We start from the raw sequence: 13,920 nt of genomic DNA on the forward strand, positions 1-13,920 counted from the left end.
AAGTTATTTCCTGAACACATAATTCCCACGAATTTTTCGCCACAGCCCGAATACATCGGTACGGGGGAAGATGGCAATCCGGCGGATCTGGAAAGGGTCCTGGTGCATTGCTTTGGGGCCGCTATTGGTAGCGACAGCAAAACGATACCCGGCGGTGATAGCCTGTTCCTTGGCACTCTCGTTCATATCTCCGTAAGGGTAGGCAAACGAGAGCAGCGGATGGCCAAGCAGGGCCTCCAGTTGGCGTTTATTCTCCTGAATTTCATGGGCTTGTTGTTCGGGTGTGAGCTTGCTCAAGCGGGGGTGAGTCAGGGTATGACCACCAATTTCCACATGACCGCTGGCGGCCAGCGCCTTGATTTGCTCACCACTCATCAATGAGACCTTGGTGTCCGGATTGGTCGGATGCTCCACATCCCAACGGTTATAGCCTTCACCGGTGACCACGTACACCACGGCTTTATAACCATATTTTTCCAGCAGGGGCAGCATACGGGTCAGATTGTCCTGATAACCGTCATCTGCGGTGATCATCAGGTACTTCTTGCCATATTGCAGACGGTGGATAAAGCCTTTGTCCGCCAAATCGCGGAAAGTCAGGGTCTCGTAGCCGAGCCACTTCATCAGGCGCAGATGCTTCTCGAATATGGCGATCGGCATCCAGGTACCATGCACCCCTTTCTCGCTCTCGTGTTCGATAAAGCGGTGGTACATGATGACCGGCATCTCGCGGCGCAGGGTTTCGACTACGGCATCCTGATAGATGGTTTCGAGGCCGGATACGACCACCTGCAAGCCATACTCATCCTGAATGCGTTGGCGAATAACTTCCGGCACCGTCTTGCTGGCTAGGGCAGATTCGATCTCTCCCTTCAGGGCCGCAAAATCAATGGCCAGATCCTTGGGGCCGATATCGCCAAAATTACTCGCCAGAGCATCATCCAGATTCTGTTCGGTCACCAGACCAACTGCCTTGGCTTCACCAATGGCAAAGGCGGGCCGACCACAGAGCAGTGCTTCCATCGCTACCCGACCGGCACCTATCACCAAATCACTGCGAGTCAGCAGAGCGGGAACATCATCGACGTACCCAACAAACTCGGCACGGCCTTCGAAACGGGCAAAGCGCTCCGGAACCTTGGTACCGCTGACAATCCGCACCTTGCAGGCATCCAGATCGAGTACCTCGTCGAGCAGACGGTAACAGAGCTCCCCTTTGGGGCCGCTCAAACGGCCAATGATGGCAATCACCGGCTTTGGGTTGTCCGGCGCTGGCACAAGATGGAATTTGTCGGTTTCGATACCGTTGCGCAGCACCTGCACTATCGCCGGATCGACCCCCAGATTGTCGACTATCTGATGGGCAATATCTTCACAAACGGCAACCGCCCGATAGCCGAGTGCATGGAACGCCTTGCGCGAAGCGTGCACCGGCTGGCGACCATGCACCGTGGTGATCATCGGGGTGCCAGTCAGCTTGCAAGCCACATAGCTGCTCCAGCCGGAGGCGCGGGAGTGAGCATGCACCAACTGGATATGGTGCTTCTTGATGAGGTAGATGAGGTAAAAGACGTGCCAGAAACGGCGCAAGATGCTGCGCTTGTTGAATCTCAGCTTGAAGACGGGGCCAAGCGTCGGCTTGGTCAGGGTATCTGACACATAAAAGACGTTGTGACCACGCCGGGTCAGTTCGTTACCGACCGTAGTGGCATAGACCTCAGCTCCCGTTACCTCGAGCTGGGAGAGTGCCATCAATATATTCATCGCGCGGTTACCCGGTAGAGAAGAGAGGAACGGCAAGCCGCCACAGAGACCAGAAACCGGAAGCAGGCGAGTGCCCACTTCCGGTTTTGCGCTCAAACTGCCGCGTTGTGCTCACCCGTTAGCGGTTGAGCCAGGCCATGTAATCCGCTACCCCTTCGGCAACGGTTTTAAACTCGGCGTCATAACCCACGCTGCGCAGCTTGGTCATGTCAGCCTGGGTGAAGCTCTGGTAGCGACCCTTGAGGTGATCCGGGAAGGGAATGTACTCAATGGCTCCCTTCTGATGATGCTTGATCACCGCTTCGGCCACGTTCTGGAACGGCTCGGCACGACCGGTACCGCAGTTGAAGATGCCGGAGTGCTGCGGGTTCTGCCAGAACCAGAGGTTTACCTTGCAGACGTCGTCAATATAGATGAAGTCACGCATCTGACCACCGTTCGGGAAGCCATCGCAACCTTCGAACAGCTTGGGATTCTCGCCCTTCTTCACCTGGGTGTTGAGATGGAAGGCAACGGAGGCCATGGAGCCTTTGTGCTGCTCGCGCGGGCCGTAGACGTTGAAGTACTTGAGGCCAACGACCTGAGAGTTGATCTCGGGGATCCAGCGGCGCACGTACTGGTCAAACAGCTGCTTGGAGTAGCCATAGACGTTGAGCGGCTGTTCGAACTTGGGATCTTCGATGAAGTTGTCGTTGCGGCCACCGTAGGTCGCGGCAGAAGAGGCGTAGATAAACGGGATTTCACGCTCGATGCAGTAGTGGAACAGATCCTTGGAGTACTCGTAGTTGACCTCCATGATGAACTTGCCGTTCCATTCGGTGGTAGCAGAGCAGGCGCCTTCGTGGAAGATCACCTCGATGCCGTTGTCCCACTCTTCAAACTCGTCGCCGGAGACGATGCGCGCCTGAAACTCGTCTTTGTCCATGTAGTCAGCGATGGTCAGATCGACCAGGTTGACGAACTTGGTGCCGTCGGTCAGGTCATCAATGACCACGATATCGGTCCGTCCTTGAGCGTTCAGCTGCTTGACCAGATTGCTGCCGATAAAGCCAGCACCGCCAGTTACTACGATCATGGAGTTTGCCTCTCGTACGTTGATGGCTACATGTGACTGCTTGTTAAAGCTGTGTATAGTGAGCCAATTTGAAATTGCCGAAAAGTTTATCACGGGCCGTCCGGGGATTCGACCTTGTTCAAAACTGCCCCGAGCGGAACCTGTTGGAGGAATGAGTGATGAAAACCAGAGACAGGATCATTCACAGCGCGACCGAGCTGTTCAACGATCAGGGTGAACGCAACATCACCACCAACCATATTGCGGCGCACATGGGTATCAGCCCGGGCAACCTCTACTACCACTTCCGCAATAAAGAAGACATCATCCACTCCATCTTCGACCAGTATGCCCGTCACCTGAGCGAGAGCTTCGTGCCGACCCGCAACCGTGAAATCACCCTGCAGGATCTGATGGGCTATCTCGATGCCATCTTCTATCTGATGTGGCAGTTCCGCTTCTTCTACGCCAATCTGCCGGACATCCTGAGCCGTGACGAGCCGCTGCAACAGAAGTACCTCAAGGCCCAGGAGCAGATGCGCTCCTCCGTGGTCGCGCTGCTCAGAAGCCTGCGCGAAGGGGGCATCATCGATGTCAGCGATGAAGACCTGCCGGATCTGGGACAGACCATCAAGATGGTGGTGACCTGCTGGATCCCCTTCCAGATTGCCCAGGCCCCCAACACCCGCATCACCAAACCGCTGCTCTATCAGGGCGTGTTGAAGGTGCTGTTCCTGCTGCGCCCCTATGTGCAACCCCAGGTTGCCGGACAGATCCAGCAGCTGGAGCAGCACTACCGCCAGCTGGCCCAACCAGCTGGATGAGATCTGTTTCACATTTGTTGAATATCAGCACAATCATTTGAATTTACCGCAACAGATTGCAGTAAAATATCGCCCTCTGTTGATACCCAGCTGAAATAGCCACTAAGGATCGAGGATGTCTAACGGATTCTATCGTCACCTGACCGAGCAACTGAACCAGGTGCAAGCTGAAGGGTTGTACAAGCAGGAGCGCATCATCACCTCCGCCCAGCAGGCCAGCATCGCCGTCGGCGGTGAGCAGGTACTGAACTTCTGTGCCAACAACTATCTTGGGCTGGCCAACCACCCGGATCTGATCGCTGCCGCCCATCAGGGACTCGACAGCCATGGCTTCGGCATGGCCTCGGTGCGCTTCATCTGTGGCACCCAGGATCAGCACAAAGCGCTGGAGCAGAAGATGTCTGCCTTCCTCGGCACCGAAGACACCATCCTGTACTCCTCCTGTTTCGATGCCAATGGCGGTCTTTTTGAAACCCTGTTCGGCGCCGAAGATGCCATCATCTCCGATGCCCTCAACCACGCCTCCATCATCGACGGCGTGCGGCTGTGCAAGGCCAAGCGCTATCGCTACGCCAACAACGACATGGCCGAGCTGGAAGCCCAGCTCAAGCAGGCTGACGCCGATGGCGCCCGCTTCAAGCTGATCGCCACCGACGGTGTCTTCTCCATGGATGGGGTCATCGCCGACCTCAAATCCATCTGCGATCTGGCAGACAAATACGATGCGCTGGTGATGGTGGATGACTCCCACGCGGTCGGCTTTATCGGCGAAAACGGTCGCGGCACCCACGAATATTGCGGCGTGATGGATCGGGTCGACATCATCACCGGCACCCTGGGCAAGGCGCTCGGCGGCGCATCCGGCGGCTATACCTCCGGCAAGAAAGAGGTGATCGACTGGCTGCGTCAGCGCTCCCGCCCGTACCTCTTCTCCAACTCGCTGGCCCCCTCCATCGTTGCCGCCACCATCAAGGTGATCGACATGCTGGCGGAAGGTCACGACCTGCGCGCACGTCTGAAAGAGAACAGCCGTTACTTCCGCGAGCGGATGAGCGCCGCCGGCTTCACTCTGGCAGGCGCCGATCACGCCATCATTCCGGTGATGCTGGGGGATGCCAAACTGGCCTCCGAAATGGCAAGCCGCATGCTGGCAGCCGGCATCTATGTGGTGGGCTTCTCCTTCCCGGTCGTGCCCAAGGGTCAGGCCCGCATTCGCACCCAGATGTCTGCCGCTCACACCCGCGAGCAGCTGGACAAGGCGATCGACGCCTTTATCCGCATCGGCCGTGAACTCGGCGTTATCTGATTTGAATCAAGGGGCTGCAGCCCCTTTTTTCTGCATTCATATTGAAGGAACAGCCATGAAAGCACTCTCCAAACTGCACAAAGAGGTCGGCATCTGGATGACGGATGTCGCGGCCCCCGAGCTCGGCCACAACGACCTGCTGATCAAGATCCGCAAAACCGCCATCTGCGGCACCGACATCCATATCTACAACTGGGATGAGTGGTCCCAGAAGACCATTCCGGTACCCATGGTAGTCGGCCACGAATATGTCGGCGAAGTGGTCGCCATCGGTCAGGAAGTGCGCGGCTTCGCCATCGGCGATCGGGTCTCCGGTGAAGGGCACATCACCTGCGGTCACTGCCGCAACTGCCGCGCTGGCCGCACTCACCTCTGCCGCAACACCATTGGTGTTGGTGTCAATCGCCCGGGTGCCTTTGCCGAATATCTGGTGATCCCCGCGTTCAATGCCTTCAAGCTGCCGGACAACATCCCGGACGAGCTGGCCGCCATCTTCGACCCGTTCGGCAATGCGGTGCACACCGCCCTCTCCTTCGATCTGGTGGGTGAAGATGTGCTCATCACCGGGGCGGGCCCTATCGGTATCATGGCCGCCGCCGTCTGCCGTCATGTGGGTGCACGCCACGTGGTGATCACCGACGTCAACGAATACCGGCTGGAGCTGGCCCGCAAGATGGGCGCCACCCGCGCGGTCAACGTGGCCGAGGAGAAGCTGGCCGACGTAATGAGCGAGCTGGGCATGACCGAAGGGTTTGACGTGGGGCTGGAGATGTCCGGCGTCCCGAGCGCCTTCCAGGAGATGCTCGACAAGATGAACCACGGCGGCAAGATCGCCATGCTCGGCATCCCCCCCTCCACCATGGCCATCGACTGGAACAAGGTGATCTTCAAGGGGCTGTTTATCAAAGGGATCTATGGCCGCGAGATGTTCGAGACCTGGTACAAAATGGCCAGCCTGATCCAGTCCGGGCTGGATCTCTCCCCCATCATCACCCACAGATTCCATATCGACGAATTCCAGCAGGGGTTCGATGCGATGCGCTCCGGCCACTCCGGCAAGGTGATCCTGAGCTGGGACAAATAACCCATTTCACCCCTTGGGTACCCGAAACCCGGCGAATGCCGGGTTTCTTTTTATCTCCACCACCCGAATTGCCGTGATATCGCCCAAAACTTTGTACGCAGAGTGTTTAACACTTCACACACAAGCGTTTAAATGGCTGTAACTATTCGGTTATAATCCCGTCGTTTACATGGATAATAAAAGACTGCTGGGAGTATATGAGCGTGTTGAAAAAACTGAGCTATTTGCTGGCTGTCGGGATGACGGCCGCCAGCTTGTCTGGGGCAGTGCTTGCTGCCGATGAGATGTCACCGGAAGCCATTGCCGAGCGGATCAAACCAATCGGTCAGGTCTATACCGCCAAGGATCTGGAAGGTATTGCCGGCGCGAGTGCTGCACCGACGGCGGCCGCCTCTTCCGGTCCCCGCGATGGCGAAACGGTATACAAGGGCGCCTGCTTTGCCTGTCACGACACCGGCGCCGCCGGTGCCCCCAAACGGGGTGACAAGGCAGCCTGGGATCCTCGCATCGCCCAGGGCATTGATACTCTCAAGAAACATGCCATTGAAGGCTTTACCGGCAAGTCCGGCATGATGCCTCCGCGCGGCACCTGTGCGAACTGTAGTGATGAAGAGATTGAAAACGCCATCCACTACATGATCGACAAGCTGTAAGTATTTGAAAGGGCCGCAATTGCGGCCCTTTCAATCTATCGGCTTCCGACTACTCTTGTAAGGTAGACATATCGGGAGTTGCACATGTCGTCCCAATCCATCGAACCCCATTACTCAACTCCTCTGTTGGCGTTGGTTTCTGCCATTATGGACTTCCCGGCGCCACAAACCGCCACGTCTGACGATTACGATGCCCTGATCCAGCAGATTGACCAACTCTGCCCACTGCAACATTTCGGCATGCTGGGCCTTTCCGATACCGGTCTGAACTGGCTTTACACCTACAAGGTCAGCGACATCTTCAAGCAACAGCTGGGCCGTGAGCAGTCCCGCATAACCGATCAGCTCACCCAGCTGGATGAGGCCGAAGGGTGGTGCGTCTTCCCCATCGAGCATGGCCAGATACAGTGGTTGCTGGCGCGTGGCACCCCCGCCGACCTGCCGACCCTGCGTCTGCTGCTGGAGTGTCTGGCCAAACGGCTGACCGAAACCCAGGCGGGATCCCATCTCACCGAGCTCCCTTCACCGCTGATCCGCAAAGACCCGAACTGGAAAAAGAAAATCGAGAGCATCAGCCGCATCATGCGGCTCGCCAATACCCTGCCGGCCCAGGCGCTCTTCTCCCAACTGGAAGCGGTACTGCGCCAGATGCTCACCATCGAGGACATGCTGCTGGTCAGGCTGACCAGTCAGAAGCTGGAAAAGATCTACCCTGCCCATCCCCATCAGGGAGACGAGTTCATCAGCGGCTTGTGCCACAGCACCAGCAATATCGAGGTGAGCAGGGAGTCACGCTACTGGCACAGCATGCCGCTGCGGCTGCAACAACAGTACTTCGCCCACTTCATCATTAGCACGGCTCAACCGCTGGAAACCGACGACAAGCTGTTTCTCGACTTCCTGCGTGGCCAGCTCACCCTGCTGCTGGAGCTGAGACGGATCCGCCAGCAGCTCAACGACATCAATACCGAGGACTCCATCAACCAGCGGCTGCAACAGCTGCGTCAGACCAACCTCAGGCTGCAAAAGCAGCTCAAGCAGCATCAGGAGCTGGAACGGCGGCTGCAATTCGATGCGCTTCACGACCCGCTGACCCAGCTGCCCAACCGCGCGCTGTTGATGAACCACCTCAACCACGCCATGACCCACTACAACCGCTACAAATCGCCGGGATTCGCGGTGATTTTTATCGATGTGGATCACTTCAAGCAGATCAATGACACCCTGGGCCACAGCGCTGGCGATCAGTTGCTCAAGGAGATAAGCCGCCGCCTGCAAACCTGCATCCGGCAAAATGATTTGGTGGCAAGGCTGGGAGGGGACGAGTTCGTCATCTATCTGGACAGCAGCAAGAGCGACGATGACATCAGCCCGGTGCTCAACCGTATTATCAGTCGTCTCTCCTACCCGTTCCGGCTACTCGGCAACGAGCTGAGCATTACCGTCAGCCTTGGGGTATCGAGCGTATCCGAGCAAACCTCAGATATCAGCCAGCTGCTCCATCAGGCCGATCTGGCCATGTATCAGGCCAAGCGCAATGGTCGCAGTCGCATCGTCAGCTACTCGGATGATTGCATCAACCAGAACTGGAACTCGCCGGAAGAGATGCTGGCCAGAGCACTGCGCGAAGGGCGTATCGTCCCCTACTTCCAGCCAGTTATCCGGCTGCAGGACAGCCGGCTGACCGGCCTTGAGGTGATGGCTCGCTGGTTGACGGAAGAGGGAGTGCTGAAAGATGCCTTTGATTTCATCCCGCTGGCGGAACAGTGCGGCCTTATTCTCGATCTGGATTACCAGATCCTGCGCCACACCTGCCAGCAGCTGAAAAACTGGTTGCCACTGTCGGGACAGAGCAAATTCAAGGTCGCTATCAATCTCTCCGGCAAGCATCTGGTCAACCACGACCATATCATGCGGCTGATAACCATTCTGGAAGAGGAGGGGGTCTCCCCCAGCTACCTGATCTTTGAATTTAACGAGCGGGAGCTGTCGCGACAGGATTCCGATGCGCTGGCCTCGCTGCATGAGCTGCGCGCCAAGGGCATCCAGATCAGCCTCGACGATTTTGGGACCGGCTTCTCCTCTCTCAACGCCCTGTTCCACTTCCCGGTGGACTACATCAAGGTGGATGACAGCTTTACCCAGCGCATGTTGCAGTCCCCCAAAGACCTCGCGCTAATCCGCGCCATGCGCGACATCTGTCAGGATCTGGATTACACCCTGGTGGTGGAAGGCATCGAGAACCAGCAGCAATTGCAGAAACTGATCGATATTGGCTGCCGGATGGGACAGGGCCGTTATATCTCACCGCCCATGCCGGGCACAGACATAGTACCGCTGCTCACCCCAGCCAGCACTTAGGGTTAATCCTTCTTGAACATGGCGCGCAGATTGGCCACCGCCATCTGCCCCTTCTGCTGGCGCTCCTCGGCAGTCACCTTCTTCTGGTTTTCCCATTCAAGGTCATCCTGCGGCAGCTCCAGCAGGAAGCGGCTCGGCTCTGGCCGTACCGACTCGCCAAACTGGCGCCGCTCCTTGCAGAGGGTAAAGGTCAGCTCGGTCTGGGCCCGGGTGATCCCCACATAGGCGAGACGCCGCTCCTCCTCCACATTGTCCTCGTCGATGCTGGTCTGGTGGGGCAGCAAGCCCTCCTCCATCCCCACCATGTAGACATAGGGGAACTCCAGCCCCTTTGAGGCATGCAGAGTCATCAACTGCACCTGATCCGCATCATCCTCCCCTTCGTTGCGCTCCATCATGTCGCGCAGGGTGAGGCGAGTGACCACCTGGGCCAGCGTCATCGACTCCTCCAGCTCATCCCCTTCCAGCATCTCGGTGATCCAGCGATAGAGGGTGGAGACGTTCTGCATCCGCATCTCGGCCGCTTTCGGGCTGGGCGAGGTCTCGTAGAGCCACTCTTCGTAGTGGATCTCCTTGATCATGTCCCGCACCGCCTCCACCGGATTGCCACGCAGCGCTTGATCGCCAAGGCGTACCAGCCAATTGGTGAATGCCTGCAGGGCCACAAGGCCGCGGCCGGAAAGGTGCTGCTCCAACCCCAGCTCGAAGCTGGCGGCAAACAGGCTCTTGCCCCGCTGATTGGCGTATTGGCCGAGCTTTTCGAGGGTAGTGGGGCCAATCTCGCGGCGCGGCAGGTTGACCACCCGCAGGAAGGCAGTGTCCTCATCCGGATTCACCAGCAGCTTGAGGTAGGCCATGATGTCCTTGATCTCGGTGCGGGAGAAAAACGAGGTGCCGCCGGAGATACGGTAAGGAATCCGGTTGGTCATCAGCGCTTTCTCGAAGATGCGCGACTGATGGTTGCCCCGATAGAGGATGGCGTAATCCTTGAACCGGGTACGGTTCATAAACTTGTGTCCCATCATCTCGGCGGCGATCCGCTCCGCTTCGTGCTCCTCGTTCTTGGCGAACAGCACCTTGAGCTTCACCCCTTCATCCAACTCGGAGAAGAGCGCCTTGTCATAGACGTGGGGGTTGTTGGCGATCAGGATGTTGGCGCACTTAAGGATCCGCCGCTTGGAGCGATAGTTCTGCTCCAACTTGATCAGCTTGAGGCTGGGGAAATCTTCGCTCAGCAGCACCAGATTCTGCGGCTTGGCACCGCGCCAGGAGTAGATGGACTGGTCATCATCCCCTACCACGGTAAAACGTGCCCGCTCGCCGACGATCTGCTTCACCAGCTCGTACTGGCTGGTGTTGGTGTCTTGGTACTCATCGACCAGCAGATAGCGGATCTTGTTCTGCCAGCGCTCGCGCACCTCCTGATTGCTCTTGAGCAGCAGGGTCGGCATCACGATGAGGTCGTCAAAATCCAGCGCGTTATAGGCCACCATCTGGCGGTGATAACGCTCGTAGAGCTGGGCCATCAGCACCTCTTCCGGCCCACGGGCGATGCGCATGGCGCGGGCAGGCAGAATCAGGTCGTTCTTCCAGTTGGAGATCTGGGTAATGAGGGCCGAGAGCTTGTCCTTGTCGTTGTCGAGCTCGTCTTCAGTCAACTCTTTCAGCAGCGCCAGCTGGTCGGTGTCATCGAACAGGGAGAAGTTCGCCTTGAGATTCAGGCTCTTGTGCTCACGACGAATGATATCGAGACCCAGTGTATGGAAGGTGGAGACCATCAGCCCCCGCGCCTCCTTGCGACCCAGGGTCTGGCCGACCCGCTCCTTCATCTCCCGCGCCGCCTTGTTGGTAAAAGTGACCGCAGCTATGTTGCGGGCGCTGTAGCCGCACTGCTGCACCAGATAGGCAATCTTGTTGGTGATGACGCGGGTCTTGCCCGATCCGGCACCCGCCAGCACCAGGCAAGGGCCGGAAACATACTTGACCGCTTCGTTCTGATTGGGGTTTAGCTTCATGGGCCGGATCTCTTGGCTTATGATGAGGGGCGGCATTGTACCAGAAATCACCTGATGAGCCGTACCTGCGGCACGGCAGGCAACCGCCAATCGGGCTTATCGCGCCTTGTGTTCGGGCGCTATTTTCAGGATCATGACCGACCTTTCGAGATGATGACTTTTTCCAGATGATGAGGGGAGCATGAATCAGCAACAGCACAACCAACTGCGCAGCCAGTTTCCGGCCTTGGCGCAGGAGGTAAACGGCCACCCTCTGGTCTATCTGGATAACGCCGCCACCACTCAGAAACCGCAAGCGGTACTGGATGCCATCGCTCACTACTATCGGGCCGACAACGCCAACGTGCACCGTGCCGCCCATGCTCTGAGTGGCCGCGCTACCCGCGCCTTTGAGGCTGCCCGCGAGACGGTCGCCCGCTTTATCAATGCGCCCCGCAGCCACGAAGTTATCTGGACCCGTGGTACCACAGAAGCGATCAATCTGGTAGCCCAGAGCTGGGGGATGAACGAACTCAAGACAGGGGACGAAATCATCCTCAGCACGCTGGAGCACCACACCAATATCGTCCCGTGGCAGCTGGTCGCCCAGAGTACCGGCGCGGTGATCCGGGTTATCCCCCTCGATAAGCGGGGCGATCTCGATCTGGCCGCCTATCACGCCATGCTGGGACCACGCACCCGGCTGGTGAGCGTGGCCCACGTATCCAATGCCCTCGGTACTGTCAATCCGGTCACCCGGATGGTGGCTGCCGCCAAAGCGGTTGGCGCCGTGACGCTGATCGACGGCGCCCAGGCGGTGGCTCATCTCGAGGTGGATGTGCAAGCCATCGGCTGCGACTTCTACGCCTTCTCCGGCCACAAGCTCTATGGCCCGACCGGCATCGGTGTGTTGTGGGGCCGCACCGAGCTGTTGGAGCGGATGCCGCCCTGGCAAGCCGGTGGCGAGATGATAGATCGGGTCAGTTTCAGCGGCACCACCTTCAATACCCTGCCCTTCAAATTCGAGGCGGGCACCCCCCATATCGCTGGCGCTATCGGCCTCGCCGCCGCCATCGACTTTGTGATGGGGCAAGATCGGCAATCGCTTGCCCAGCATGAGCAAGCGCTGACCGACTATCTGGTCGCTGGCCTGCAACAGGTGCCGGGGCTGCGTCTGGTCGGCGAACCTGGCCAACGCGCCGGTGCTGTCTCTTTCTTGCTCGACGACATCCACCCGCAAGATGCTGCTACCCTGCTCGACATGCAGGGGATCGCCCTGCGAGTCGGCCATCACTGCGCTATGCCGTTGATGGAATCACTCGGGATCGTCGGCACCATGCGCGCCTCGCTGGCCTGCTACAACAATCGGGACGATGTCGACGCCCTGCTGGCCGCCCTGCACAAACTCAGTGACTTCTTCTAAGGCAGACAAACGAATGAGTGACCTCGCAAGCTATACCCAGATTGGCCTTGAGCCCAACGCCGACGCCATCCGCCAGCAGTTTGCCGCCGCCTACGGCTGGGAGAACCAATACCGGCTCATCATCCAGCTCGGCAAGCAGCTGCCAGCGCTACCCGCCGAATGGCAGCAGGAGGAGTTCCGCCTCAAGGGGTGTGAAAGCCAGGCCTGGCTGAAGGGAGAGCAAAGCGAGGATGGCTGCTGGCACTTTGCTTGTGATTCCGATGCCCGGATCGTGCGGGGCCTTATCGTCATCGTGCTGGCGGCGCTTAACCATCAATCGTCTGCGGCGATCCAGGCTTTTGATATGGAAGGGTATTTCACCGAACTGGGGCTGGAGAAACACTTGAGCCCGTCACGAGGTAACGGGCTCAGAGCGATCGTGCTGGCGATCCGGGAACAAGCGGTCTAACCCGCCTTGTTCAGCGGTCGATTAGGTTTCGCCAATCGACCCGGCGTTTTCATTCCCGGCCTCTTTCTCGGCGCGGGCACCCCGCTCGGCAATTCTCTTCAATACCCGGGACGCGGCAACCAGCCCAAAGGTTGCCGTCACCGGCGTCACAGCGCCAAAACCGGAGGCGCAATCCATCTTCATGGTGCCATCGCTGGCCGCTTTGGCCTGACAGGTACCACCATTGCCATCCGGATAACTCAGCTGCTCGGTTGAGAAGACACACTCCACCCCGAATTTGCGCGCCGGATTCTTGCTGAAGTTGTGCAACCGGCGCAGGTCGGAGCGAACCTTCGCAGCGAGCGGATCCTGAATGGTCTTGGCCAGATCGGCCACAGTGATCTGGGTCGGATCCATCTGCCCGCCAGCACCACCCGCTACAATCACCGGGATTTTGTTGCGCTTGCAGAAGGCAATCAGCGCCACCTTGGCCTTGACCGAGTCGATGGCGTCCACCACATAGTCAAATTCCCGCTTGATATGCTCGGCCAGATTGTCGGCGGTGACGAAATCGTCCACCTCGATCACGTCGCAATCTGGATTGATGGCGCGAATGCGCTCGGCCATCACCTCGGTCTTGAGGCGACCGACCGTACCCTGCATAGCGTGGATCTGGCGATTGGTGTTGGTGATGCAGATATCGTCCATGTCGATCAGGGTGATCTGGTTGATGCCAGCACGAGCCAGCGCCTCGGCCGCCCATGAGCCAACGCCACCAATCCCCACAACACAGACTTTCGCCTGGCTAAAGGAACGCAGGGCGTTCTGACCATAAAGACGGGCAATGCCCCCGAATCGCTGTAGATATTCTGCTTTCATACCACCACCTTGCTTGAGGGTGGCCATTATAACGACAACCAACGCCAGCGGCGATGGCAGAACCGGAGAAAATCGAGGAGGAAAAACAGATAAAACGGCAGAGAAGAGAGAATAGAAGGTCAATATTCAAGCAATTTTATGAATTGCAGGC

11 protein-coding genes are annotated in these 13,920 nt (G+C 58.1%); 7 read left to right on the top strand and 4 right to left on the bottom strand.

Annotated elements, in window-relative coordinates; all coding sequences use genetic code 11:
- Positions 1-3 precede the first annotated feature (3 nt).
- Together A9G06_RS19845 and rfaD are read right to left on the bottom strand one after the other, a co-directional pair.
- Positions 4-1,764, bottom strand: coding sequence for a polysaccharide deacetylase family protein (locus A9G06_RS19845; protein WP_069556361.1), 1,761 nt, complete (start codon positions 1,762-1,764; stop codon positions 4-6).
- 118 nt (positions 1,765-1,882) lie between these two features.
- Positions 1,883-2,839 (bottom strand): ADP-glyceromanno-heptose 6-epimerase, encoded by a 957-nt coding sequence (rfaD, locus tag A9G06_RS19850; RefSeq protein WP_005342488.1) that lies wholly within the window; start codon positions 2,837-2,839, stop codon positions 1,883-1,885.
- Between the two features lie 158 nt (positions 2,840-2,997).
- Between rfaD and A9G06_RS19855 the strand changes: the two genes are divergently transcribed.
- The 5 genes from A9G06_RS19855 to A9G06_RS19875 all read left to right on the top strand — a co-directional run bounded on the left by A9G06_RS19855 (position 2,998) and on the right by A9G06_RS19875 (position 9,046).
- Positions 2,998-3,642, top strand: a complete 645-nt coding sequence (locus tag A9G06_RS19855; protein WP_005340848.1) for a TetR/AcrR family transcriptional regulator — start codon at positions 2,998-3,000, stop codon at positions 3,640-3,642.
- A 115-nt stretch (positions 3,643-3,757) separates the two neighbouring features.
- Complete coding sequence (locus tag A9G06_RS19860) at positions 3,758-4,948, top strand: glycine C-acetyltransferase (RefSeq protein WP_005342487.1); 1,191 nt, start codon at positions 3,758-3,760, stop codon at positions 4,946-4,948.
- A 55-nt stretch (positions 4,949-5,003) separates the two neighbouring features.
- A complete protein-coding gene (gene tdh, locus A9G06_RS19865) occupies positions 5,004-6,032 on the top strand; it encodes an L-threonine 3-dehydrogenase (protein ID WP_069556362.1) in 1,029 nt (342 codons plus the stop codon).
- Positions 6,033-6,229: 197 nt separating this feature from the next.
- The gene (locus A9G06_RS19870) at positions 6,230-6,685 is read left to right on the top strand and encodes a c-type cytochrome (protein WP_041234042.1); all 456 of its coding nucleotides are present in this window, start codon (positions 6,230-6,232) and stop codon (positions 6,683-6,685) included.
- Positions 6,686-6,769: 84 nt separating this feature from the next.
- Positions 6,770-9,046: an EAL domain-containing protein gene (locus A9G06_RS19875; RefSeq protein ID WP_069556363.1), complete on the top strand. Its 2,277-nt coding sequence runs from the start codon at positions 6,770-6,772 to the stop codon at positions 9,044-9,046.
- A 2-nt stretch (positions 9,047-9,048) separates the two neighbouring features.
- Here A9G06_RS19875 and rep read toward each other — a convergent pair whose 3' ends face one another.
- Positions 9,049-11,061, bottom strand: a complete 2,013-nt coding sequence (gene rep / locus A9G06_RS19880) for a DNA helicase Rep (protein ID WP_069556364.1) — start codon at positions 11,059-11,061, stop codon at positions 9,049-9,051.
- A 181-nt stretch (positions 11,062-11,242) separates the two neighbouring features.
- On the opposite strand from rep, the gene A9G06_RS19885 reads away from it, so the two are divergent.
- Positions 11,243-12,463, top strand: a complete 1,221-nt coding sequence (locus tag A9G06_RS19885) for a cysteine desulfurase (protein WP_069556365.1) — start codon at positions 11,243-11,245, stop codon at positions 12,461-12,463.
- 13 nt (positions 12,464-12,476) lie between these two features.
- Positions 12,477-12,911, top strand: a complete 435-nt coding sequence (locus tag A9G06_RS19890) for a SufE family protein (RefSeq protein ID WP_069556366.1) — start codon at positions 12,477-12,479, stop codon at positions 12,909-12,911.
- Positions 12,912-12,932: 21 nt separating this feature from the next.
- Here A9G06_RS19890 and tcdA read toward each other — a convergent pair whose 3' ends face one another.
- Positions 12,933-13,769: a tRNA cyclic N6-threonylcarbamoyladenosine(37) synthase TcdA gene (gene tcdA, locus A9G06_RS19895; RefSeq protein ID WP_069556367.1), complete on the bottom strand. Its 837-nt coding sequence runs from the start codon at positions 13,767-13,769 to the stop codon at positions 12,933-12,935.
- Positions 13,770-13,920 lie beyond the last annotated feature (151 nt).

It is taken from the genome of Aeromonas sp. DNP9 (genome assembly GCF_001728955.1).
Lineage (GTDB): Bacteria > Pseudomonadota > Gammaproteobacteria > Enterobacterales > Aeromonadaceae > Aeromonas > Aeromonas veronii.

Bases quoted from the DNA above. Each gene is read 5' to 3' on its own strand.
- A9G06_RS19870 (WP_041234042.1), top strand. From the start codon at position 6,230: ATGAGCGTGTTGAAAAAACTGAGCTATTTGCTGGCTGTCGGGATGACG.
- A9G06_RS19885 (WP_069556365.1), top strand. From the start codon at position 11,243: ATGAATCAGCAACAGCACAACCAACTGCGCAGCCAGTTTCCGGCCTTG.
- A9G06_RS19875 (WP_069556363.1), top strand. From the start codon at position 6,770: ATGTCGTCCCAATCCATCGAACCCCATTACTCAACTCCTCTGTTGGCG.
- tcdA (WP_069556367.1), bottom strand. From the start codon at position 13,769: ATGAAAGCAGAATATCTACAGCGATTCGGGGGCATTGCCCGTCTTTAT.
- A9G06_RS19890 (WP_069556366.1), top strand. From the start codon at position 12,477: ATGAGTGACCTCGCAAGCTATACCCAGATTGGCCTTGAGCCCAACGCC.
- rep (WP_069556364.1), bottom strand. From the start codon at position 11,061: ATGAAGCTAAACCCCAATCAGAACGAAGCGGTCAAGTATGTTTCCGGC.
- tdh (WP_069556362.1), top strand. From the start codon at position 5,004: ATGAAAGCACTCTCCAAACTGCACAAAGAGGTCGGCATCTGGATGACG.
- rfaD (WP_005342488.1), bottom strand. From the start codon at position 2,839: ATGATCGTAGTAACTGGCGGTGCTGGCTTTATCGGCAGCAATCTGGTC.
- A9G06_RS19860 (WP_005342487.1), top strand. From the start codon at position 3,758: ATGTCTAACGGATTCTATCGTCACCTGACCGAGCAACTGAACCAGGTG.
- A9G06_RS19845 (WP_069556361.1), bottom strand. From the start codon at position 1,764: ATGAATATATTGATGGCACTCTCCCAGCTCGAGGTAACGGGAGCTGAG.
- A9G06_RS19855 (WP_005340848.1), top strand. From the start codon at position 2,998: ATGAAAACCAGAGACAGGATCATTCACAGCGCGACCGAGCTGTTCAAC.